The 22,206-nt window shown below is 70.4% G+C and carries 22 protein-coding genes; 8 read left to right on the top strand and 14 right to left on the bottom strand.

What is annotated here, in order from left to right:
* The 6 genes from ACTIGJ_RS09865 to ACTIGJ_RS09840 are packed head-to-tail and all read right to left on the bottom strand — an operon-like array spanning position 1 to position 4,998.
* Positions 1 to 513 carry a DUF2062 domain-containing protein gene (locus tag ACTIGJ_RS09865; RefSeq protein WP_439640139.1) on the bottom strand — a complete coding sequence of 171 codons (513 nt, stop codon included), beginning with the start codon at positions 511 to 513 and terminating at the stop codon, positions 1 to 3.
* Positions 510 to 872, bottom strand: coding sequence for a DUF1475 family protein (locus ACTIGJ_RS09860; RefSeq protein WP_439640138.1), 363 nt, complete (start codon positions 870 to 872; stop codon positions 510 to 512). Before ACTIGJ_RS09860 ends, ACTIGJ_RS09865 begins: the two co-directional genes overlap by 4 nt.
* Before the next feature lie 11 nt (positions 873 to 883).
* Complete coding sequence (locus ACTIGJ_RS09855; protein WP_439640137.1) at positions 884 to 2,173, bottom strand: class I SAM-dependent methyltransferase; 1,290 nt, start codon at positions 2,171 to 2,173, stop codon at positions 884 to 886.
* A gap of 36 nt (positions 2,174 to 2,209) precedes the next feature.
* Complete coding sequence (locus tag ACTIGJ_RS09850; RefSeq protein ID WP_439640136.1) at positions 2,210 to 3,010, bottom strand: DUF1365 domain-containing protein; 801 nt, start codon at positions 3,008 to 3,010, stop codon at positions 2,210 to 2,212.
* The gene (locus tag ACTIGJ_RS09845; RefSeq protein WP_439640135.1) at positions 3,007 to 4,284 is read right to left on the bottom strand and encodes an NAD(P)/FAD-dependent oxidoreductase; all 1,278 of its coding nucleotides are present in this window, start codon (positions 4,282 to 4,284) and stop codon (positions 3,007 to 3,009) included. Before ACTIGJ_RS09845 ends, ACTIGJ_RS09850 begins: the two co-directional genes overlap by 4 nt.
* A 45-nt stretch (positions 4,285 to 4,329) precedes the next feature.
* Entirely contained in the window at positions 4,330 to 4,998 is a 669-nt protein-coding gene (locus ACTIGJ_RS09840; RefSeq protein ID WP_439640134.1) for an arylesterase, read from the bottom strand.
* A 31-nt stretch (positions 4,999 to 5,029) separates the two neighbouring features.
* Between ACTIGJ_RS09840 and ACTIGJ_RS09835 the strand changes: the two genes are divergently transcribed.
* The 4 genes from ACTIGJ_RS09835 to ACTIGJ_RS09820 all read left to right on the top strand — a co-directional run bounded on the left by ACTIGJ_RS09835 (position 5,030) and on the right by ACTIGJ_RS09820 (position 10,077).
* Entirely contained in the window at positions 5,030 to 5,686 is a 657-nt protein-coding gene (locus ACTIGJ_RS09835; RefSeq protein ID WP_439640133.1) for an ABC transporter ATP-binding protein, read from the top strand.
* Entirely contained in the window at positions 5,683 to 8,202 is a 2,520-nt protein-coding gene (locus ACTIGJ_RS09830) for an ABC transporter permease (protein ID WP_439640132.1), read from the top strand. Before ACTIGJ_RS09835 ends, ACTIGJ_RS09830 begins: the two co-directional genes overlap by 4 nt.
* The gene (locus tag ACTIGJ_RS09825; RefSeq protein ID WP_439640131.1) at positions 8,199 to 8,825 is read left to right on the top strand and encodes a pyridoxamine 5'-phosphate oxidase family protein; all 627 of its coding nucleotides are present in this window, start codon (positions 8,199 to 8,201) and stop codon (positions 8,823 to 8,825) included. Before ACTIGJ_RS09830 ends, ACTIGJ_RS09825 begins: the two co-directional genes overlap by 4 nt.
* 145 nt (positions 8,826 to 8,970) lie before the next feature.
* Positions 8,971 to 10,077, top strand: a complete 1,107-nt coding sequence (locus ACTIGJ_RS09820) for a hypothetical protein (RefSeq protein ID WP_439640130.1) — start codon at positions 8,971 to 8,973, stop codon at positions 10,075 to 10,077.
* 22 nt (positions 10,078 to 10,099) lie between these two features.
* Here the strand turns inward: ACTIGJ_RS09820 and ACTIGJ_RS09815 are convergent, their stop codons facing one another.
* The 6 genes from ACTIGJ_RS09815 to ACTIGJ_RS09790 form a co-directional block, all read right to left on the bottom strand.
* Positions 10,100 to 10,999, bottom strand: a complete 900-nt coding sequence (locus tag ACTIGJ_RS09815; protein WP_439640129.1) for an efflux RND transporter periplasmic adaptor subunit — start codon at positions 10,997 to 10,999, stop codon at positions 10,100 to 10,102.
* Between the two features lie 17 nt (positions 11,000 to 11,016).
* Complete coding sequence (locus ACTIGJ_RS09810) at positions 11,017 to 11,217, bottom strand: DUF1656 domain-containing protein (RefSeq protein ID WP_439640128.1); 201 nt, start codon at positions 11,215 to 11,217, stop codon at positions 11,017 to 11,019.
* Entirely contained in the window at positions 11,207 to 13,435 is a 2,229-nt protein-coding gene (locus ACTIGJ_RS09805; protein WP_439640127.1) for an FUSC family protein, read from the bottom strand. The genes ACTIGJ_RS09810 and ACTIGJ_RS09805 overlap by 11 nt, the downstream gene beginning before the upstream one ends.
* Complete coding sequence (locus ACTIGJ_RS09800; RefSeq protein ID WP_439640126.1) at positions 13,432 to 13,950, bottom strand: MarR family transcriptional regulator; 519 nt, start codon at positions 13,948 to 13,950, stop codon at positions 13,432 to 13,434. The genes ACTIGJ_RS09805 and ACTIGJ_RS09800 overlap by 4 nt, the downstream gene beginning before the upstream one ends.
* On the bottom strand, positions 13,947 to 15,431 hold the full coding sequence (locus tag ACTIGJ_RS09795; protein WP_439640125.1) for an efflux transporter outer membrane subunit: 1,485 nt from the start codon (positions 15,429 to 15,431) through the stop codon (positions 13,947 to 13,949). The genes ACTIGJ_RS09800 and ACTIGJ_RS09795 overlap by 4 nt, the downstream gene beginning before the upstream one ends.
* A gap of 125 nt (positions 15,432 to 15,556) precedes the next feature.
* On the bottom strand, positions 15,557 to 16,930 hold the full coding sequence (locus ACTIGJ_RS09790; RefSeq protein ID WP_439640124.1) for a flavin monoamine oxidase family protein: 1,374 nt from the start codon (positions 16,928 to 16,930) through the stop codon (positions 15,557 to 15,559).
* Positions 16,931 to 17,027: 97 nt separating this feature from the next.
* On the opposite strand from ACTIGJ_RS09790, the gene ACTIGJ_RS09785 reads away from it, so the two are divergent.
* From ACTIGJ_RS09785 to ACTIGJ_RS09770, 4 genes are all read left to right on the top strand, one after another.
* Positions 17,028 to 17,654 (top strand): TetR/AcrR family transcriptional regulator, encoded by a 627-nt coding sequence (locus ACTIGJ_RS09785; protein ID WP_439640123.1) that lies wholly within the window; start codon positions 17,028 to 17,030, stop codon positions 17,652 to 17,654.
* A 117-nt stretch (positions 17,655 to 17,771) separates the two neighbouring features.
* Entirely contained in the window at positions 17,772 to 18,761 is a 990-nt protein-coding gene (locus ACTIGJ_RS09780; protein ID WP_439640122.1) for a malate dehydrogenase, read from the top strand.
* 93 nt (positions 18,762 to 18,854) lie between these two features.
* Entirely contained in the window at positions 18,855 to 19,298 is a 444-nt protein-coding gene (locus ACTIGJ_RS09775; protein WP_439640121.1) for a hypothetical protein, read from the top strand.
* A gap of 14 nt (positions 19,299 to 19,312) precedes the next feature.
* Positions 19,313 to 20,287, top strand: a complete 975-nt coding sequence (locus ACTIGJ_RS09770; RefSeq protein ID WP_439640120.1) for a magnesium transporter CorA family protein — start codon at positions 19,313 to 19,315, stop codon at positions 20,285 to 20,287.
* A gap of 18 nt (positions 20,288 to 20,305) precedes the next feature.
* Here ACTIGJ_RS09770 and ACTIGJ_RS09765 read toward each other — a convergent pair whose 3' ends face one another.
* Together ACTIGJ_RS09765 and ACTIGJ_RS09760 are read right to left on the bottom strand one after the other, a co-directional pair.
* Positions 20,306 to 20,848: a response regulator transcription factor gene (locus ACTIGJ_RS09765; RefSeq protein ID WP_439640119.1), complete on the bottom strand. Its 543-nt coding sequence runs from the start codon at positions 20,846 to 20,848 to the stop codon at positions 20,306 to 20,308.
* Positions 20,849 to 20,853: 5 nt separating this feature from the next.
* On the bottom strand, positions 20,854 to 22,188 hold the full coding sequence (locus ACTIGJ_RS09760) for an ATP-binding protein (protein WP_439640118.1): 1,335 nt from the start codon (positions 22,186 to 22,188) through the stop codon (positions 20,854 to 20,856).
* Between the last annotated feature and the right edge of the window lie 18 nt (positions 22,189 to 22,206).

Raw genomic sequence — 22,206 nt, 5'->3', positions numbered from 1 at the left:
CTAGCCGATCACCACCGGGCCAGCCGGCCGGCGCAGGCGGGAAGCGGCGCGGCGCAGCACCGGCAGCAGGCCGAAATGGATCGCCGTCGCCGCCAGCGGCGCAAACAGCAGCCAGGCCGCGATGCCGCCGAGCGCAACGCTGGCGAACTCGCGGATGAACGGCAGCGGCGCGGCCTCGAAGCGCGCCATCAGCTCCGGAATCGACAGGCTCACATGTGGCGCGCCGAACCATTCGCCGGCCCGCCAGAACGGAATCAGCAGCGCGAACTGCAGCGGGTAGCAGAGGTAGTTGACCAGCTGGATGATCGGCTGGTTGAGGCGCAGCGCCCAGGCGGCCAGGCCGCACAGCAGCGTGGTCGAGCCGAGGATCGGGAACACCGCGATCACGGCGCCGAGCGCAGCGGTCAGCGCGATCCGCTCCGGCGTGGTGCCCTGGCGCAGCTGGTTGAGGATCGGCGTGACGATGCGTCGCCGCCACCAGCTGTCCGTCACCACCACCGGCACGGCACTCATCGGCGGGCCGGCGGCCGGCGCAGCAGGAAATCCTCGATCGTCGCGCCGGCCGGCAGCCGATACAGCTGGATCAGCGCGTAGGCCGCCATCGCCATGTTGCCGGTGGCCAGCACCAGCAGCAGCCAGACCAGCCGCGCCAGGTTCGAGGTTTCCTTGTAGGCGATCCATAGCCAGAACCACAGGAAGCCGAAGTAGGTGTCGAACAGCGTGGCGACGAACCACGGGTTGTTGCCGGCCGCCGGGTTGGCGAGCAGGTCCTGGATCGCCGGCACGATGCTCTGGTGGCCGGTGGCCCAGACCGAGGCGCCGATCAGTGCGCCGAAGGCGACGACCGCAAACATGCCGATGCCGAATTTCATCGTCGCGCGCCTCAGGCCGGCTTGTTGAGGGTGAGATGCATCAGGTCGATCGAGCCGGTGCGGAAGCCGCATTCGCAGTAGCTCAGGTAGTAGCGCCACATGCGCAGGAAGCGTTCGTCGAACTGCCGGACGATCTGCTCGCGCACGCCGAGCACGTTGCGGTGCCAGGCGGCCAGCGTGTCGGCGTAGTCGCGGGCGTAGAACTTCGGATCGGCCGGCATCAGTCCGGCCTTGCGGGCCAGGTCCTGGAACAGCCCTGGCGGGCACAGCATGCCGCCCGGGAAGATGTACTTCTGGATGAAGTCTCGCTTGGTCCGGTAGTTGTCGAAGATCGCCGGGTTGATGGTGATGCCCTGGATCGCGGCGATGCCGCCGGGCTTCAGCGCCTTCGAGATCGCGGCGAAGTAGCCCGGCCAGTACTCCTCGCCGACCGCTTCATACATCTCGATCGAGACCACGCGGTCGTAGGTGTCGGTGACATCGCGGTAATCGCGGATCTCGAACGTCACCCGGTCGGCGACACCGGCCTTTTCGGCGCGCAAGCATGCTTCGGCGTACTGCTCGTTGGACAGCGTGATCGAATGCACGCGGCAGCCGGCATGCTTGGCCGCATAGATCGCGAAGCCGCCCCAGCCGGAGCCGATCTCCAGCAGCGTGTGCTCAGGACGCAGGTCCAGCCGCTCGAACATCAGCCGGAACTTGTTGATCTGGGCGTCCATCAAGGTCTCGTTCGGCTTGATGTACATCCCGCTTGAGTACGCCATCGTCTCGTCAAGCCACATCTTGTAGAACGCGTTGCCGAGGTCGTAGTGGTACTCGATGTTCTTCTTGGCGGTGCGCTTGGTGTTGGCTTTCAGCTTGTGCTTGACCATGCCCCAGAAGCGGCCCAGCCAGTTGATCTCGAACGGCCCCTTGTAGTGCGGCTCGTTGAGGTACATGACCATCAGCAGCCGGGTCAGGTCCGGGGTTTCCCAGCAGTCGTCGAGATAGGCATCGCCGATGCCGACTTCGCCGCCGGTCAGCAGGTGGCGCATCAGCCGTTCGCTCTTGATCTGCCAGAGGCCGTGCGGGCCGGGCTCGCTGCCTTCGAAGCGCCGGGTGCTGCCGTTCGGCAGCACGATGTCGAGCGTGCCGATGCGCACGCCGGACATCATGTACATCAGCACCCGCAGGCCAAGGCTCAGGCCCCGGTTGTCGCCGTGGGTCGCGAAGGTGTCGGGCAGGTCGGGCGAAAAGCCATCGCGCTGGATGATCTTGTCGAGCGGCTCGCGGCGATCGTCGTGGGTGTCGTCGTGCTTCATGGCGTCAAAAGGTCGGATTCGCAGGATGTTCGACGTTCAGCTGACATCGTGTTCCGGTGCCGCCGGCTTGCCGTGGAAGCGGCCGCCGCGCAACCAGATCTTCAAGGCTTCCCAGTGAATGCCGGCGACGACCTTCAGGGTCATCAGCGGCATCCGCAACACCTGCGCCAGCACCGCGCCGTCGCGCAGTGGCCGACGTTCCCCGGCCAGGGTCGCGTCGAGAATCGGCAGGCCGTCGCGCGTTTCGTGGATCACCACGCGCAGCCGCTCGCCGGGATCTTCCAGCGTGAAGCGGTAACGGCCGACGAGGTCGAAGAACGGTGACACGTGGAAGCACTTGTCCTTCTCGTGTGGCTGCTGATACGGCATCGGCTCGCCACCGGATGCGAGCAGGTAGCAGTGCTTCTCGCCGAAGGTGTTGCGCACCTCGGCGATCACTGCGCGCAGGCGGCCATCGCGGTGCTCGCAGTACCACAGCGAAATCGGGTTGAAGGCGAAGCCGAGCAGCCTCGGAAAGGCCAGCAACCGGATGCGGCCGCCGTCCAGCGCGATGCCGGCCTGCGCCAGCAGGTCTTCGGCCCAGCGGCGCAAACCGCCCGGCGCGCCGCTGCCGTGGTCGCGGTCATGGAAGGCCAGCAGGTTGAAGCGGTTGCGCGACACCAGCCGCAGGCCGGCCACTGCTTCGTCGATGCGGTCGATGTCCCAGACGATGTAGAACACCCGGTAGACGAAGCGGTACAGCGGCGCCACCCGGCGGCGGTGCATGACCCGGCTCGGATACAGCGCTGCCGCCTCGGCGGCAGCCGACGGGCCGGCAGCGGCGGGGCTGCCGCTCACAGCGTCGCCCACTCCGGCAGACAGTTCGCGTCGATGCCCTGCACCGCCCGCAGTCCGGACTTCAGGCCGTCCTCATGGAAACCGTAACCGGTCCAGGCGCCGGCCCACCACAGGCCGCCATTGCCCTGGATGGCCGGCAGCTTGGCGTGCGTGATCTGGCTGGTCGCGGTGTACAGCGGGTGGTGGTAGACGGTGTCGTAGATGACCTTGTCGGCCGGCACCTCGCGCTGCGGGTTGAGGGTGACGATGTAGTTCACCGGTCCCGGGATGTGCTGCAGCAGGTTCATCCAGTAGCTGCCGGAAATCCGCTGGTCGTGCACTGCCGACACCGGATGCGTGTAGTTCCAGCTGGCCCAGGCGGCGCGGCGCTTCGGCAGGAAGCTGTCATCGGTGTGCAGGATCACCCGCGATTCGCTGTACGGAATGCCGGCCAGCACTTCGCGCTCGGCGGGGCTTGCATCCTCCAGCAGCCGCAGCGCGGTATCGGAATGGGTGGCGCAGACCACACGGTCGAAATGCTGTTCGCCATCGGCCAGCCGGACGATCACGCCGCCTTCGGCAGCCCGGCGGATGCCGAGCGTCGGCGTTTCCAGGCGCAGCGCGCCGCGATAGCGGGCCAGCAGCTTGCGGACGTAGACATGGCTGCCGCCGGTCACCGAATGCCAGGTCGGCTGCTGGGTGGCGGTGAAGAGGCTGTGGCTGTCGAAGAAGCGCATGAAGTCATCGGCCGGATACTGCGCCGCCGCCTGCGGCGAGCAGCTCCAGATCATGCCGGCCATCGGCAGCAGGTAGTCCTGCTTCAGGCCTTCCGAATAGCCTTCGCGATCGAGGAACTCGCCGAGCGAACCCTTGGGCAGCTGGCCCGATTTCAGCAACGCGTTGCAGCGCCGGTTGAGCTTGAGGATGTCCAGCAGCATCCGGATGTGGCCAGGCTTGAACAGGTTGGTCCACTGCGCGAAGACGCTCCAGATCTGGTCGCTGCCCTTCCATTCGTAGCGGCCGTCGCCGATCGACACCGCGAACGACATGCTGGTCGGCCGCGTCACCACCTCCAGTTCCCTGAACAGCGCGGTCAGGTTCGGATAGTTGATGCCGTTGTAGACGATCCAGCCGGTGTCGACGGCGATCGGCCCGGCCGGCGTCGAGATCGGGATGGTGTTGGTGTGGCCGCCGACGCGGCTGTCCTGCTCGATCAGCGTGACCGTGTGCTGGCGAGCCAGGAAATAGGCGGCGGACAGACCGGAGATGCCGGAACCGATGACGGCGATGTTCATGAGCGAGAGATGGAAAGGGCCGGCGTGTATTTGCCGCGCGCGCTGTTACGGCGCAGCGGCGGCCCGGGATGCAGCCGGCGCGCGCAGCACCGGCACCAGCTGCGGCCAGACGGCGTCGAGCAGCAGCGGCTGGGCCGCCGTGTTGGGGTGAATGCCGTCGTCCTGGAACCATTTCGGGCGGTCGTCGGCCACCGGTGCCAGGAAGAACGGCACCAGCTTCGTGCCAGTGGCCTCGGCGACCTCGGCGAACGCCTTCTGGAAGCGTTCGGTCACCCGCTGCCCGTAGTTCGACGGGATGCGCATCTCGAACAGCAGCGGCGTCGCCCCGGCCTTGCGCACCAGCGCGATCATCGTTTCGAGATTGGCGCGCATGGCCTTCAGGCTCAGGCCGCGCAGGCCGTCATTGCCGCCCAGTTCGATCAGCACCAGCGCCGGCCGGTGACGGGCCAGCGCCGCCGGCAGCCGCGACAGCCCGCCGGCGGTCGTTTCGCCGCTGACCGAGCCGTTGACCACGGTCCAGCCACGCAGAGCTGCATCGGCTTGAGTTCCGAGCTTTTGTTCCAATAAACGAACCCATCCGCGCTGGCTGTCGACGCCATAGCCGGCGCTCAGCGAATCGCCCCAGACCAGGATCGTCTGCGCGGCGCGCAGCGGCCCGGCGGCGATCAGCGCGACGGTCAGCAGCAACCATCGAATCAGGAGTGTTGGACGCATGAGCGCAGACGCCAGCGGAGTGGGAACGACCGTGATTGTGGCTGAAAGGCTGACACAAAAGATCGTCAGCGGCGGCGAACAGATCGCCATTCTGGATGACCTGAGCCTGTCGATCCGGGCCGGCGAAACGGTGGCGATCGTCGGCGCGTCCGGCTCCGGCAAGACCACGCTGCTGTCGCTGCTGGCGGGGCTGGATTCGCCCACATCGGGTTCGATCATGCTGGCCGGCCAGCTGCTTTCAAGCCTCGACGAGGACGGCCGCGCCGCGCTGCGCGCCGGCCGGGTCGGCTTCGTGTTCCAGTCGTTCCAGCTGCTGGCCGGACTGACCGCGCTGGAGAACGTCATGCTGCCGGCCGAACTGGCCGGCCGCGCCGATGCCGAAAGCCTGGCCCGCGACACGCTGGCCAAGGTCGGCCTCGGCACGCGCACCGGCCACTACCCGTACCAGCTGTCCGGCGGCGAGCAGCAGCGGGTGGCGATCGCCCGCGCCTTCGCCGCGCAGCCGGACATCCTGTTCGCCGACGAACCGACCGGCAATCTCGATGCCGCCACCGGCGCACGGATCATCGACCTGCTGTTCCAGCTCCACCGCGAACGCGGCGCGACGCTGGTGCTGGTTACCCACGACATGGCGCTGGCAGCCCGCTGCGACCGGGTGCTGCGGCTCAACGCCGGGCGCATCGAATGAGCGCGCCGGGCACGGCCAGCACGGTCCGCTTCGCGCTGCAGCGGCTGCGCCGGGGCTGGACCAGCGGCGAGCTGCGGGTGCTGGTGCTGGCGCTGGCGATCGCGGCGGCGGCAGCGATCGCCGTCGGCCTGTTCACCGACCGCGTGCGGCGGGCGCTGGAAGCCGGCGCCGGCGAACAGCTGGGCGCCGATGCCGTGATCAACGGCCGCGATCCGCTGCCGGAATCGACGCGGGTGGCGCTGCGCGCGACCGGCGCCCGGCTGGTCGCCGTGACCAGCTTTCCGAGCGTCGTCGCCCGGGTCGACGGCGAGGACACGCAGCTGGCGACGATCAAGGGCGTGGAAGCCGGCTATCCGCTGCGCGGGGCGCTGCTGCTGGCGCGCGAACCGTTCGGTGCCACCGAGACGGCGCCGCCGCAGCCGGCCGCCGGCGAGGTCTGGGTCGACCTGCGGCTGTGGACCACGCTCGGCCTGCAACAGGGCGCCCAGCTGCAGGTCGGCAACCGGGCGCTGACGGTCAGCCGGCTGATCGTCGAGGAACCGGGCCGCACCGCCGGCTTTGGCGATCTGGCGCCGTCGCTGCTGATCAACGCCGACGAGTTGCCAGCCACCGGCCTGATCGGCCCGGGCAGCCGCCTGCAGGTCAGCGTGCAGCTCGGCGGCACCCCGGCCGCGCTGGCGGCGGCTGCCGCCGTCACGCTGCCGCCGGGCTACCGCTATGTCACGCCGGAGAACGCCCGCCCGGAAATCCGCAATTCGATGGACCGCGCGCGCAGCTTCCTGAACATCGCCGTGCTGGCCACCCTGCTGCTGGCGGCGGCGGCGGTGGCGCTGTCGGCCCGCCAGTACAGCCAGCGGCTGCGCGACGAGGTGGCGCTGCTGAAGGTGCTCGGCGCGCGCCGGGCCTTCATCCGCCGCAGCCTGCTGCTGCAGGTGCTGCTGCTGGGCCTCGTCGCCGGCGGGCTCGGCGCGCTGGTCGGCGTCGGCGGGCAGGCGGTGCTGGCCGCCGTCGCCGCGCCGGTGATGAAGATCGCGCTGCCGCCGCCCGGCTGGCTGCCGCTGCCGGCGGTGCTCGGCCTGGTGCTGCTGATGCTGGCCGGCTTCGCGCTGCCGCCGGTGCTGGCCTCGGTCGACAGCGCGCCGGTGCGGGTGTTCCAGCGCGCCGCCGATCACCAGCGCCGCCGTCCCTGGGGTGTGCTGGCAGCGGTGGCGGCGGTCGCCGCGCTGCTGTGGCTGCAGGCCGGCAGTCTGAAGCTGGCCGCCGTGGTGTTCGGCGGCGCGCTGCTCACGGCCGGCGTGCTGGCGCTGTTCGCCTGGCTGCTGGTGCGCGGTCTGGCCGGCGTCCGCGCGCGCGGCGGCGTCGAGTGGCGCTTCGGCCTCGGCAACATCGCCCGACGCAAGGCGGCAGCGGTGGCCCAGATCGTCGCGCTGGGCATCGCGCTGATGGCGCTGCTGCTGGTGACCGTGGTGCGCCAGGACCTGCTGGCGAGCTGGCAGGGCAAGCTGCCGCCGGAAACGCCGAACCAGTTCCTGATCGGCATCCTGCCGGAGCAGATCGCGCCGCTGCAGGCGTTCTTCAAGGCTCGCGGCGTGCCCGAGCTGACGCCGCAGCCGATGGTCCGCGCCCGGCTGACGGCGCTGCGCGGCGCGGAGGTCAACGCCGACAGCTTCGAAGATCCGGAGACACGGCGCTGGATCAACCGCGAGTTCAACCTGAGCTGGACCGCCACGTTCGGCGACGACAGCCGCTTCCTCGAAGGCCAGCCCTGGGGCGCAGAGGCGCGCGGCAAGCCGTGGCTGATCGTCGACGACTACGCGGTCGAACGGCTGAAGCTGAAGCTGGGCGACACGCTGACCCTGGATCTCGCCGGCACGCCGATCACGCTGGAGGTGCACGCGGTGCGCAAGATCAAGTGGGATTCGTTCAAGCCGAACTTCTTTCTGGTCACCCCGCCCGGCGTGCTCGATGCCGAAGGCCTGAGCGCGCCGCTGCAGTGGATCGCCAGCTTCTATCTGCCGCGCGAACAGCGGGCGCTGCTGCGCGAACTGATCCGGGAATTCCCCAACGTCACCGCGCTGGATCTGGACGCCGCGCTGAACCAGGTGCGCGGCATCGTCGATCGCATCGTCGGCGCGCTGGAGTTCATCTTCCTGTTCACGCTGCTGGCCGGCGTGGTGGTGATGATGGCGGTGATCGAGGGCTCGCGGGCCGACCGGGTGCGCGAAACCGGCGTGCTGCGCGCGCTCGGCGCCTCGCGGCGGGTGATCCGGCGCGGCCTGATCGCCGAGTACGCGGTGCTCGGCGGGCTGGCCGGCGCGGTGGCCGCGTTCGCCGCCCAGGCGCTGGCCTGGGGCCTGGCAGCCGGCGTGCTGGAGCTGCCGTACGGGCCGCGGCCGCTGCTGTGGCTGGCCGGCACGCTGGCCGGCGCGCTGATCGTCACCGCCGCCGGTTACCTGAGCCTGCGCCGAGTGCTGGACACCCCGCCGCGCACGGTGCTGGCCGGAGGCGCGGCATGAGCGCGGCCCGCGAAGCGCGGCTGCCGCCGGCCACGCTGGACGCCATCGAGGCCGAAGCCTGGACGCTGCTCGAAGCCGGCGGCCGCTCGTTCAGGGCGCCGTTCCACAGCGGCCAGATCGCCAGCATCGGCGCCGACGGCCCCAACGTCCGCACGGTGATCCTGCGCGGCGCCGATGCCGCCGGCCGGCGCATCTGGTGCCATACCGATCGCCGCTCGCCGAAATTCGCCGAACTGGCCGCCGATCCCCGGGTCGCCTGGACGCTGTACGACGAAGGATCGCGGCTGCAGTTCCGCGCCTGGGGCCACGCCCGTCTGCACCATGACGACGCCGTGGCCGACGAACGCTGGGCCGCCACCGTGCTGAACAGCCGGCGCGTCTACCAGGTGCAGGACGCACCCGGCAGCACCAGCGCGGTGCCGACCGCCGGCACGCCACCGGAACTCGACGACAGCCGCTGGACGATCGACTTCAGCGAGCGCGGCCGCGCCCATTTCGCGGTGGTGGAGACCGTCGTCCACCGGCTGGAAGCGCTGTATCTGCACCACGCCGGCCACCGGCGGGCGAGCTTCCGCTACGGCGCCGACGGCCACCGCACGGCGGCGGACTGGCGAGTGCCGTGACCCCGGCCGGCCGCGCCGGAACCACGCGGCGCCGGCAGCGGGCGCGCACTGACGGCATCAGCCGGCCGATTGCGCCAATAATCGTGATACCCGGCGCGCGTCTGGCCGGCAACCGTCCGTCCTGTCCGCCCAAACCAGGTTCCCCGTGCTCCGATCCCTGCTCGCCCTGCTCTGCTGCGCCATCCTGCTGCCGTCGGCGTTCGCCGACACCTGTCTGAACACCGACAAGCAGCGCTACGCCGACAACGATCCGCGTTCCTACGACTACGGCAAGTGCCAGTCGGCCACGCCCACCGACAACTACGGTTCGCTGACCGTGATCGGCAAGCAGCTGGAAGGCATGCTGCAGCAGAAGGATCATTCGGACCCGCGCCTGAACATGAGCAGCGCCGACCGCGATTCGCTGTACGCCCGTGATCGCGCCACGTTCGCCAAGGCCGAGTACGCGATCCTTTGCGAGGTCCAGGCCTGCGTCGACCGCCCGCAGCCGTATCCGAACGCCGCCATTCCGGCCGAGCAGCAGCAGGCCATCCGCAGCGAGATCAGGGCGGCTATCGCCGAGGGCCAGCTGATCGCTCGCCATGGCGATGACAGCCTGGCGAAGAAGTGGGTCAGCAGCAGCGATCCTGCGGTCAACTGGAAACGCTGCGAAGTCGCCACCGCGCTGACTCGCGCCTATGTCTACGGCAACGCGGCGGGCGATGCCGGGAAGGACCCGGCCAAGGGCTTCGCGATCGCCCGCGCCGGCTGCGCCGCCGGCTGCGGCGGCACCTGCTACGAGCTGGGCCGCATCTTCGCGGCGGGCGACGCGGTCGCCCCCGGCGTCGACAAGGTGCTCGGCAAGACCCCGCACGACCAGACCGTGTTCGCGTTCGAGACTGCGATCCGCAACGGCGTCACCGCCGCCTACGAACCGCTGGCCGATCTGAACCGCCAGATGCCGGCCCGCTACGTCGGCAAGACCTACTTCAAGCTCGCCGAACTGGACAGCTACAGCTACTGGATCAACAGCTACACCGACCGCCGGCTGGCCTATCGCCAGTACCAGAAGTGCCTGAAAGCCGAGCCGACCAACCTGAACTGCGCGCGCGGCATCAACCTGCTGCTGCAAGACGTGACGCCGAACCAGGGCTACAACTTCGAGCTGAAGGGCGACGTCAGCCTCGAGGACATCGCTTTCTACAAGGACTACCAGCAGAAGCTCGAAGCGCTGCTGTCCGCCGCCCAGAGCCCGGCCACGCCGGCGCCCTGAGCGGCGGCACGCCGCGCGCCGGTCAGCCGGGCGCGGCCATTCCGGCGGCACGGCGGCCGGCCGGCGGCTCGACGATCACCGTGCAGGTCAGGCCGGAGACCAGCACCACGCCGTCCGGAACGGTGTCGAGCGCGATCCGCACCGGCACCCGCTGGGCCAGTCGCACCCAGTTGAAGGTCGGGTTGACGTCGGCCAGCAGGCGCGGGCCGAGCGGGTTGTCGCGGTCGGTGATGCCGCGCGACACGCCGTCGACATGGCCCTGCAGTTCCGGGCCGCCGCTCATCAGGCGGATGCGCACCGGGTCGCCTTCGTGCAGGTACGGCAGCTTGGTTTCCTCGAAGTAGCCGTTGACCCGGAACGAGTGGGCGTCGACCAGCGCCAGCAGCGGCCGGCCGGCGCTGGCGTAGTCGCCGGCATGAACCTCCAGGTTGGTGATGTAGCCGTCGACCGGCGCCCGCAGCTCGGTACGCGCCAGGTTCAGCGCGGCGGTGTCGCGCGCCGCCTGGGCCTGGTGGTAGAGCGCGGCAGCAGCGGTCGCCGTGGACGCCGCCGACTCGCGGCTTTCGCTCGACACCACGACGCCGGACAGGCTGGCGCGGCGCGCTGCCTCGCTGCGCTTCAGCGCGTAGTCGGCCTGGCGGGCGCTGACGGCGGCTTCGGCTTCGGCCAGCGCGTGGCGATAGCGCTCGGCATCGATGCGCAGCAGCGGCTCGCCCTGGCGGACGCGCTGGTTCTCCTGCACCAGCAGCTCGGTCACCGGCCCGGAAACGTCCGGGGCGATGGCGATCACATCGGCCTTGATCCGGCCGTCGCGGGTCCACGGCGAATACTGGTAGTGGCGCCACAGCGCCAGGCCGACGACCACGGCCACGGAGAAGATCAGAACGGTCAGCAGCGGGCGCAGCAGGTGTCGGACAGACATGGGCGGAACCATCGGGGTTAGCGGTACAGGGCCAGCCCGAGCGCCCCGAACAGGCAGACGAACAGGCTGAAGCGGAACAGCGCGGGATGCCAGACGCGGCCGTAGACGCCGAGCCGGCCCAGGCGGTTGTCGATCAGCCATTGCAGCCCGAAGGCGAACAGGAAGATCGGCAGCAGGGTCGGCACGAAGAAGCCGAACAGTTCGATTTCACGCGGCATCGGGGGGCACCTGCGGCAAGGGTTCGGGATCGGTGCCGGCGTCGGGCGACGACAGCGCGGCGTGGCTGCCGTCATCGCCCAGCAGGCTGCGCAGCAGATGCAGGGCGGCGCGCGCCCGCCGCAGCGCGGCCTGCTCGCCGATGTCGGCCGCTACGTCATCGCCGGCGTCGACGATGACTTCGGGGGCAGACGGCAGCAGGCGGGTGTCGATGCGCGCCAGCGCGGCCAGCGCCTGCTGGCGGCGCAGCGCGTCGGGCGTGTCGAACAGCCGGGCGATCACCCGCACCGCCGCGTTCAGGCCGGCCCGCGTGCCGATCGGCAGGCCGCCGCTGCCGGCGACCTCGCGCAGTTCGATCACCGCGCGGCCGGCTTCCAGCACCGCCATCGCGCGCGCCAGCAGCGCGCGGTCCTCGCCGGTGCCGCGATCGGCGCCGGCCAGCAGCTGGCCGAGCAGGTCGCGGGTGCTGTTCTCGAAACGGTGACGCAGGCCGGCGGTCGGCGCGAAGCAGGCCATCCGCAGCTGCTGGTGCAGGCTGCCCGTCAGGTGCCGGCGCAGCCGGCGGCTGCCGGCCGGCACGATCAGCGCGAACGCCAGCGTGGCGACCAGCGCGCCGAGCAGCGCCGCGAAGCCTTCGTTGAGCAGCAGCGCCGGGTCGTAGCGGGTGAGGTTGTCGAGGCCGATGGTGCTGCCGAACATCAGGCAGTAGCCGGCGCCGATGCCGGCGTGGCGCGGCGTGGCCAGCAGGCGCACGCCGATCATCACGAACGGCGCCATGCCGGCCGCCAGCAGGCCGAAGCCGTCGAGCTGCGGCAGCACCAGCAGGCCGCAGCAGAACGAGGCGATCAGGCCGGCGGCGAAGCCGATCGACAAGCCCTTGGCCGCCGCCACCGGTGCCGGCAGCGCGGCGAACAGGCAGCAGACGATGCAGGCGATGCTGACCGCACCGATGCCGCTCGGCCAGGCGCTGGCGATCCAGAACACGCTGACCGCCAGCAGCACGGCCACCGCCCGCAGGCCGGCCAGCGCCGCGCCCAGGCGATCGCCGTGCGGCACGTAGGCCGGCGCCGGGCGCGGCGGCTGGCCGCCCGGCGTGGCCAGCGAGCGGTAGCTGTCGGTGTAGTCGTGCAGTTCGCCGGCGAAGCGCTGCAGCAGCTCGCAGACGGTGTCGGCATCGAGCTGCTCGCCGGGTGTGGCCAGCTGTGCGCGGGCGGCGGCCGCCCGGGCCGGCAGCGCGGCACGGTACGCCGCCAGCCGCGCCAGCAGCGGCGGGGTGTCGGCAGCCCGGGCCGGCAGCGCCTCGCCGGCCGGCTGCACGGCTTCGGCCAGCGCCGCGTACAGCGGCTGCAGCGCCGCCAGCACTGCCGTCTGCTGCCGCGTCAGCAGCCGCAGCCGGGCCTGGTGCAGCAGGTGGATGCCGGTGGTCGCGGCCATGAAATCGGCGTTCATCAGCCGCAGGCGGCCGCTGCGCAGGCGCGCCTCCGGGCTTTCGAAAAAAGCGGCGTCGCGCTGCGCCTCGAAGGCGATGACCTGGGCCAGGAAGCGGTCGTGCGCCTGCTCGATCGCGCCGGCATCGAGCCGGCCGTGCAGCGACTCGACGACGAAGCGGGCGAACGCCTGGTGGCCGTCGCGCACGGTGGCGATCAGGCCGCTGCCCAGCGTCTGCGGCAGCAGCAAGTCGCTGACCACACCGGCGCAGAAGATGCCGAGCAGCACTTCCGACACCCGGGTGACGGCGATCGCGAAGCTCAGTTCCGGGTGCTGCGCCGCCGGCAGGCCGATCAGGCAGGCGGTGTAGCCGGCCAGCACATAGCCATAGGCGCGGAAGTTGCGCGTGCGCGTGGCGCCTGCCGTGCACAGGCCGATCCACAGCGCCAGCGCGCCGAGGAACAGTTCGCGCTGCTGCGCGAACAGCGCCAGCAGCAGCAGCGCCATGGCACTGCCGACCAGCGTGCCGGCGGCGCGGTAGAAGCCCTTGGCGAGCACCAGCCCGGTCTGCGGCTGGGCGACGATGAACACCGTCAGCATCGCCGTGCGCGGCGAGCCGAGGCCGATGCGGAAGGCGATCCACAGCGCCAGCAGCGCGGCGATGAAGGTCTTGGCGACGAAGATCCAGGCGCGGCCGTCCTGCGCCTGCCAGGTTCGCAGCGCCGCGCGCCACGGCTCCGCACCCGTACCGGGACCGGGGCCGACTTCCGGCGCGGTTGCGGCGCTGCTCACGGCAGCGCCGGCGTCGACGACGGCGCGTCGGTACGGACCAGCACTTGGCGCAGCAGCGTGGTCAGCGCGGCGATCTGTGCAGCGTCGAAATCACCGTACAGCTGCTGCAGCGCCTGCCGGATGCCGGGCTGCAGCGCGACGATCAGCGCCTCGCCGGCCGGGCTCAGGCGCAGCACCACCTGGCGGCGGTCGGCGGTGCTGGCGCTGCGCTCGATCAGGCCGCGCGCCAGCAGCTCGTCGCAGACGCGGGTGACGTTGGTCGGCTTCTCGCCGGTGGCCTGGCTCAGCGCCGACGGCGTCAGCGTCTGCTCCGGCGAGCCGTACAGCATCATCAGCGCCGTGTAGGTGACCATGTTCAGTTCGTGCGGCTTCAGCGCGGCGTTGCAGAGGTCGGTCTGCCGCTTCTGCACGTGGGTGACCAGCCTCGCCAGCAGCACCTGTTCGTGCGGATAGCCGCGCAGGCGCTTGCGGGTCAGCGCCACCCGCTGCTCGACTTCCCGGAAGCTGTCGGTCATGGCGCAGCCTCGATGGTCGGGTCCTGGTAGCCGCCGCCGAGCGCCGCCATCAGAGCGGCGTGGCTTTCGATCTGCTGGGCGACCAGCTGCGCCTGCTGGCGCTGCTGCTGCAGCAGCGTGGCCTGGGCGTCGAGCACGTTGAGGTAGTCGGTCAGCCCGGCCTTGAAGCCCTGCTCGGCCTGCCGTTCGGCGCGCCGGGCGCTGTCGAGCGCGGCGGCGTTGAGCGCCAGCTGCTGGCCGATCGAGTGCTGCCGGGTGATCTCGTCGGCCACCTCGCGCAATGCGCCGATCACCGCCGCGTTGTAGCGCTCCACCGCCTCGTCGTGACGGGCGGTCTGCTGCTGCAGGTTGCCGCGCAGCCGGCCGCCATCGAACAGCGGCAGGCTGATCGCCGGGCCGAAGCCGGCGGTGCCGAGATCGGCCAGGCTACCGGTGACCAGCGTCGTCAGGTTCAGGCTGGCGACGCCGGCGAACGCGGCGAGGTCGATGTCCGGATAGAAGCGGGTTCGGGCCACCGCGATGTCGGCACGACGCGCCTCCACCCGCCAGCGCTGGGCGACGATGTCCGGCCGCCGGCCGAGCAGGTGCGCCGGCAGCGCCGCCGGCAGTTCGGCCGCATGGTCAAGCGCCAGCCGCGGCCGGCCGATCGCCTCGCCGGCCCCCGGCCCCTGGCCGGTCAGCGCCGCCAGCTGGTGGCGGCCGATCGCCAGGTTCTCGTCGATCTGCTCGATCTGCGCCTCGGTCACCGGCAGCTGGGTGGCCGTGCGGTTCAGTTCCAGTTCGGTGCCGAGGCCGGCGGCAAGGCGGCGGCGGGCGATGTCGAGCAGGGTCTGCTGGCGCGCGAGATTGGCCGCCAGCACCTCGCGCAGCGCCTGCTGCATCGACAGCTGCGCATAGGCCTGCACCACCGCCGTCGCCAGCGACAGCCGCACGGCCTGCGCTTCGGCGGCGCCGGCGCGCACCTGGTCGAGCGCGCCTTCCAGCGCCTGTTCGTCCCGGCCCCAGAGATCCAGCGCATAGCGGGCGCGCAGCAGCAGGTCGGACTTCCAGTAGGTGTGGGCGAAGGCCGGCGACGGGCTGAATTCCTGCTGGGTCTGATAAGTGCGCTGGAAGCCGGCCTCGGTGTCGAGCTGCGGCACGGTCGCGCCCTGGGCGATCTGCGCCGCGCCCTCGGCCTGCGCGATGCGGGCACGGGCGGCGCGCAGGTCCGGATTGCCGGCCAGCGCCGCGTCGACCAGCGCATCGAGCTGGGGATCGCCATAGCGCTGCCACCAGCGCTCGTCCGGCCAGGCCGCATCGCCACCGGCGGACTGCAGCAGCGGGCCGGCGTCGAGCGCCTGCGGGTCCTGCAACTGCGTCTGCGGCGCGATGCCGCCGAAGCCGGCGCAGCCGGTCAGCGCCGCCGTCAGCGCGATGGCGGCGGCCAGCCCCAGCTGTCGTCGCGCCGGGCACGCCATAAAATCCAGATGTTGATATTTCATTAATGAAATATAAGCCGACTCTGGATCGACGTCAAAACCGAAAGGCGGCAGGGCCGGCCAGGCCGACCGGCGGCGCCGTCGCGCCGCGCGCGGGCCTCGGACGAAGGCGCGCCGGCCGCGCCGCCTCAGCCGCCGGCCAGCGCCGCAGCGACTTCGGCAGCCACCCGCTCGCCCGATTCCAGCGCGCCGTCGAGGTAGCCGGTCCAGCGCACGGCGGTTTCGGTGCCAGCCCAGTGCACGCGGCCGCAGGGCGCCCGCAGCGCGTGGCCGATGCTGGTCAGCGTGCCGGGCGTGGTGTAGCCGACGTAGCAGCCCTGGCTCCACGGATCGGAGATCCAGTCCTTGTCGACATAGCCGATCGGCTCGGCCGCCGCCGGGCCGAAATAGCGGCACAGCGAGGCGACCGCCGCAGCCTGTCGCTGCGCCACCGGCTGGCCGGCCAGCCGGCGGCTGTGAGCGCCGTCGAAGAAGCCGACCAGGAAGCCGTGCGCACTGCCCGGCGGCGTGGCGTCGAATACCGGGCCGAACGGGCCGGCATCGCTGATCACCTCGCCGGACAGGCCGCCGGTCTTCCAGAACGGCGTCGGATAGGCGACCAGCGCCTTGATCACCGAACCCATCGGCATCCGGCTGTGCAGCTGCAGCCGCGCAGCGGGCAGCGCGGCATCGAAATGGATGCCGGCCGCCAGCGCCGGTGGCGCGGCGATCACCAGCCGCCGGACGCGCAGGCTGCCGCCGGCATGGCGCAGCAGCACCGTGTCGGCCGACTGCGTCACCGCGTGCACCGGCGCATTCAGCTGCAGCACGCCGGCCGGCAACCGTTCAGCCAGCCGGCGGGCGATCTGGAACGCGCCGCCGCTGACCTTGTACTTCTGCGCGCCGTCGCCGTGCACTTCGGCCAGCGTCTCGATGCGCCCGGCGGCGGCGACGTAGTTCAGGAAGCAGAGCAGCGACACCTCGTGCGGGTCGCAGGTCATGATCGCCCGCACCATGATCGTCATCAGCGTGCGGCCGCCCCGGGTCGGCATCGCCGCGCGCAGCCACTGGTCGACCGTCTGGCGATCCAGCACGGCAGCCTCGGCAGCCGCCCAGGGCGCGGCGGGATCGATGCGGCGGGCGGCGCGGTTCAGCCGCTGCATCGCCTGGTAGGCGTCGAGCAGGCCGTGCAGCGACATCTTCGGCACCGTGCCGCGATAGCGGCGCAGGCGGCCGTCGATCTCCATCAGCCGCCAGCCGTCGGCGAACTGCGGATGCAGCGCCAGCCCCAGTTCCTCGCAGGCGGCGATCACGCGGGTCTGGGTCGGGCCGACCCACTGGCCGCCGACGTCGACCGGCTCGCCGCACAGCAGGCTGCCTTCGGTGCGGCCGCCGACCCGGTCGCGCGCCTCCAGCAGCCGCACCCGCAGCCCCTGCCCGGCCAGCGCCTGAGCGGCGCGCAAGCCGGCCAGCCCGGCACCGACGATGCCGACGTCGATGATCTCGTCCGCAGCAGTGCTCATCGGCCGGCCACCATCGGCAGGGCGTGGCTCGCGGGCATCGGCAGGGCTGGCATCATGGTCGCGACCTCAATTAAATGTACGCGTATATTTATTTCACATGAGCCCCCCCGTTGCCAAGCCCCGAGGGCGTCCACGCCGGCCGGACGCCGACCAGCAGCAGGTGCGCGCGGACATCGTCGCCGCGGCCCGGCGGCTGTTTCTGCGCGATGGCGTCGACGCGGTGTCGATGCGCAACCTGGCTGCCGAGATCGGCTGCTCGCCGATGGCGCTGTACCGCTACTTCCCGCGCAAGCAGGACATCCTGTCGGCGATCTGGGACGTGTTCCTCGACGAACTGTTCGCGCGGCTGGCCGAGGTCGACGAGGCCAGCCCCGGCCTGCGGCTGGAGCGGCTGGCGCTGGCCTATCTCGACTACTGGCTGGCCCATCCGCAGCACTTCCAGATCGTCTTCCTGCAGCGCGACCTGGAACCGGGCGCGACCCGTCAGTACCTGGAAACCTCCGGCGTGACGGCCCGCTACGCGCTGTTCAGCGCCACCGCCGCCGAAGCCATCCAGGCCGGCGCACTGCCCGGACCGGACGCCGAGCCAATCGCCCAGGGTCTGGTCTGCCTGCTGCACGGGCTGGCGTTGAACCTGACCACGCTGCCCGACTACGGCTGGTGCGATGCGACCACGCTGGCCCGGCTGGCCGTGCGCCGCTACCTCGCCGGCGCGGCCGGCTGAGCGACAGCGCTGCGGCCGGCCCCGCCGGGTTCGCCGCCCTGCGGCTGCAAACGGCATAATTCGCCGCCCGAAAAGCACGCCACACCCTTCTCAGCCCGAACAACAGGAAACTTTTCCATGAAGAAGCCCGTCAAGGTCGCCATCACCGGCGCCGCCGGCCAGATCGCCTACTCGCTGATTTTCCGTGTCGCCTCCGGCTCGATGCTCGGCCCGGACCAGCCGGTCATCCTGCAGCTGATCGAAGTGCCGGTGCCGGAAGTGCTCGAGAAGCTGAAGGGCACGATCATGGAAGTCGAGGACTGCGCGTTCCCGCTGGTCCACTCGATCGAACTGCATTCGAGCCCGGAAACCGGCTTCGAAGGCACTGACTACGCGCTGCTGGTCGGCGCCCGTCCGCGCGGCCCGGGCATGGAGCGCAAGGACCTGCTCACCGCCAACGGCGGCATCTTCGGCCCGCAGGGCAAGGCGCTGGCCACCAAGGCCTCGAAGAACGTCAAGGTGCTGGTGGTCGGCAACCCGGCCAACACCAATGCCCTGATCGCCGCCACCGCCGGCTCCAAGGAAGGCCTGAACCCGCGCCAGGTGCACGCGATGGTGCGCCTCGACCACAACCGCGCGATCAGCCAGCTGGCCTCGAAGACCGGCGTCCACGGCAACGACATCGACAACGTCATCATCTGGGGCAACCACAGCTCGACCCAGTACCCGGACGTCAGCCACACGACGATCGGCGGCAAGAAGGCCAAGGACCTGGTCACCCAGGAATGGCTGGAAAAGGACTTCATCCCGGTCGTGCAGCAGCGCGGCGCGGCGATCATCAAGGCCCGCGGCCTGTCGTCGGCCGCCTCGGCGGCGTCCGCTGCCGTCGACCACATGCGCGACTGGGCGCTGGGCTCGAACGGCAAGATCGTGTCGATGGGCGTGCCGTCGGACGGCAGCTACGGCATCGCGCCGGGCATCGTCTACGGCTACCCGTGCATCTGCAAGAACGGCGACTACGAGATCGTGCAGGGCCTGTCGGTCGACGAATTCTCGCGCGGCCGCATGACGGTCACCGAAAACGAGCTGCGTGAAGAGCGCGCCGCCGTCGAGGACCTGCTGAAGTAAGCGGCACCCCGCCTGCGGCGGCCGGATCGGCTTCGGTCCGGCCGCCGCAAGCGCCCTTTTCCATCCTTGCTGTTCCGGCACCGGAGATCGGCCGTGACCACTCCCTGGCTCCGCGTCGCCGCGCTGGCCGCGCTGGCCGCGATCACCTTCCTGGTCGCCATGCCGGCCCGCGCGTTCGAGATCCGCGCGCGCAGCGACAACCCGCTGATCAGCGCCGACGCGATGAAGGCGCGCGCGCTGGAAATCGCCGCCGAGATCGGCACCCGCATTCCCGACGACCCGCGCATCCGCGTGTCCGTCTACAGCCGTTCGCATGATTCCCGGATCGCCGGCTCGCAGATCTACCTGCACCGCATCCAGCTGACCAAGGCCTTCACCAGCACCGCGCCGTATCCGTACGCCGGCTACCTGCCGCTGCGCTCGGTGGAGCGCTACGGCGTGGACGCCGAGGCCGGCGTCCGCGAGCAGTTCGACGAAGCCCTGCGCGCGTTCTTCCGCCAGATGCTGGCGCAGGACCCGAACCGCGAACTCGAATAGCGCCGCCGCGCCCGATGCAGATCTACCGGCTCAACCGGCAGGGCGAATGCCCGGTGCGGCTCGACAGCGTCGATGCGCTTCCGGCCGAAGGCTTCATCTGGCTGGACTTCACCCGCAACGATGCCCGCGAATGGCCGCAGTGGGCCGAACGGCTGACCGGCGAGAAGGTCCACGACGCCCACATCTCCGACAGCTTCAACGGTGATCATCCGTCGTACTACGACGGCACCGAGGACTACGACATGCTGATCTTCCGGGGCCTGACGCCGGAAGACTGCGAATCGGCCACCGATCTGATCGTCACCAAGTCCGCCGCCTTCTTCCTCTTCGACCGCCTGCTGATCACCGTGCACGCGGCCGAGAACGTGTCGTTCCAGCGCGTGAAGGAGAAGTTCTGCGAAACCCGGCTGCGCTTCCCGTCGACACCGGTCGGGCTGGTGCACGCGATCCTCGACATCATGGTTGACCGCTACCTGACCATCGTCGACGAGCTGGAGGACCGGCTGGAAAAGCTGCAGGACGCGCTGCTCGATCCGAATGACCCGTTCGACGACTGGCAGGAGCTGCTCAACTACCGCAAGCAGGCCCACCAGTTCGAGCTGCTCTGCGAGCACAACCTGCAGACCATCGGCACCTGGCGCCGGCGGATGCGCATCGAGCTGACCGAGAACCAGCGCGTGCGGCTCGACGATCTGGTCGAGCATCTGACCCGCGTGCAGGTGCACGGCGACGCGCTGCAGAAGGATGTCGAGGTCGCCGTGCAGCTGCACTTCGCGGCGATGAGTCACCGCACCAACGAGATCGTGCGCACCCTGACCGCAGTGTCGATCGTGTTCTTCCCGCTGACGCTGATCACCGGCATCTACGGCATGAACTTCGAGTACATGCCGGAACTGAAATGGCGCTACGGCTATTTCGGCGTGCTGGCGCTGCTGGCCAGCCTCGGCATCGGTCTGGTGCTCTGGCTGAAGCGCCGCAAGGTGTTCTGAAGCCCGCAGGCCGGGCCGCTACTGCGGCACCCAGCGCTTGGCCAGCTTGCGCGCCAGCGTGCGCCGGTGCATGCCGAGCCGGCGCGCGGTTTCCGAGATGTTGAAATTGGTCTCGGCCAGCACCTCGTGGATGCGCTCCATTTCCAGCGTCTTGATCGAGGTCGGCCGGGCGGTCAGCGGCGTGTCGGCCGCTTCCGCCGTCGCTTCGCCGTTGAACGCCGCTTCGATGTCGTCGGTGTTCGACGGCTTGACCAGGTAGTTGCTGGCGCCGAGCTTGATTGCTTCCACCGCCGTGGCGATGCTGGCGAAGCCGGTCAGCACCACGATCAGCAGCTCCGGATCGTGCTCGTGCAGATGGCGCACCACCGCCAGCCCGGATTCCTGGCCCAGCTTCAGATCGACCACCGCATGCGTCGGTGTCACCGTGGCCAGCAGGCTGCGCGCGGCATCGAGGCTGGCGGCGGCATGCACCGCATAGCCGCGCCGCTCGAAGGAACGGCGCAGGGTACGGGCGAAGGCCTCGTCATCCTCGACCAGCAGCAGGGTTCGGGGGTCGGTCATCGTGTTCAGGCCTCGACCATCAGCGCCGCCATCGGCAGCCGCAGGGTGACCACCGCGCCGCCCTCCGGCGCATTGGCGGCCCGGGCCTCGCCGCCGAGCTTGCGCATCACGTTGACGACCAGGAACAACCCCAGGCCGCTGCCCGGCCTATCCTTGCTCGACTGATACGGCTTGCCGAAATTCGCCAGCATCGCCGGGCTGAAACCGGGGCCACGGTCGCGCACCGTCACCGCCAGCTCGCCGCCGTGGCAGCGCAGGCTTAAACACACCCAGCCCGGCGATACCTCGCGGGCGTTGTCGAGCACGTTGAACAGCATCTGCCGCAGCGAGGTGTCGGAAACGATCGGCGTACGCCGGAACGCGACCTCGTCGAGCGGCGTCTCGAGGATCACTTCCAGCGGCACGCCCGGCGACACCTCGCCCCAGCGGTCGACCAGCGTGGCCAGCGATTCGGCCACCGTGGTCAGCGCCGGCGCCTCGCCACGCGCTTCGCCGGCGGTCATCAGGATGCCGCCGACGATGCCCTTGCAGCGCTGCAGCGCGGCGTCCATGTCGTCCAGTTCCTGGCGCAGGTCCGGGTCGTCGCGGAATACCGCCATCCGCTTCCAGTCGCCGAGGATCACCGACAGCGTGGCCAGCGGCGTGCCCAGTTCGTGGGCGGCGCCGGAGGCCAGCAGGCCGATGCGGACGATGTGGTCGTGCTCCGCCGCCTGCTGGCGCAGATCGGCCAGGCCCTGGTCGCGACGGCGCAGGTTGGCGCTGATCTGGCCGGTGAACAGCACCAGCAGCACCACCACCAGCAGGAAGCAGACGAACATGCCGGCGATATGCAGCTGGAACTGGTGCGCCGCGTCGCCGGCGGCACTGCTCACCACCAGCGGCACGTGGAAGCGCATCAGCAGACCGAAGCACAGGCAGGCCAGCGCCGCCAGCACCCAGGTCGACCAGGCTTCGAGCAGCACCGCGCCGAGCGTCACCTGCAGCACGTACAGGAACGCGAACGGGTTGCTGGCGCCGCCGCTCAGGTACAGCAGCGCGGTCAGCGCGCTCAGGTCGAATACCAGGCCGGCCATCAGCTCGGCATTGCGCACCTCCCCGCCCATGCGCGGCCGCAGCATGCTGACCAGGTTCAGCAGCACCAGCAGGCCGACGATGCCGAACATCGGCGCCATCGGCAGCTGCAGGTCGAGCAGCAGCGTGCCGAGCACGATGGTGAAGGCCTGACCGAACACGGCCAGCCAGCGCAGCTGCACCAGCAGCATCGCGTTCTGCTGGTTGGCGGTTTCGCCGAGCGAGTCGAGCAGCGACAGCCGGCGCGCGGAGGACAGGACTTCGGACATGCCGCGCATGCTAGCGCC

It is taken from the genome of Nevskia sp., assembly GCF_051860985.1.
In the GTDB taxonomy this organism is placed as follows: Bacteria; Pseudomonadota; Gammaproteobacteria; order Nevskiales; family Nevskiaceae; genus Nevskia.
Note: the sequence above shows the minus strand (reverse complement) of the source record. Positions and strands in the feature narration are given on the sequence as shown.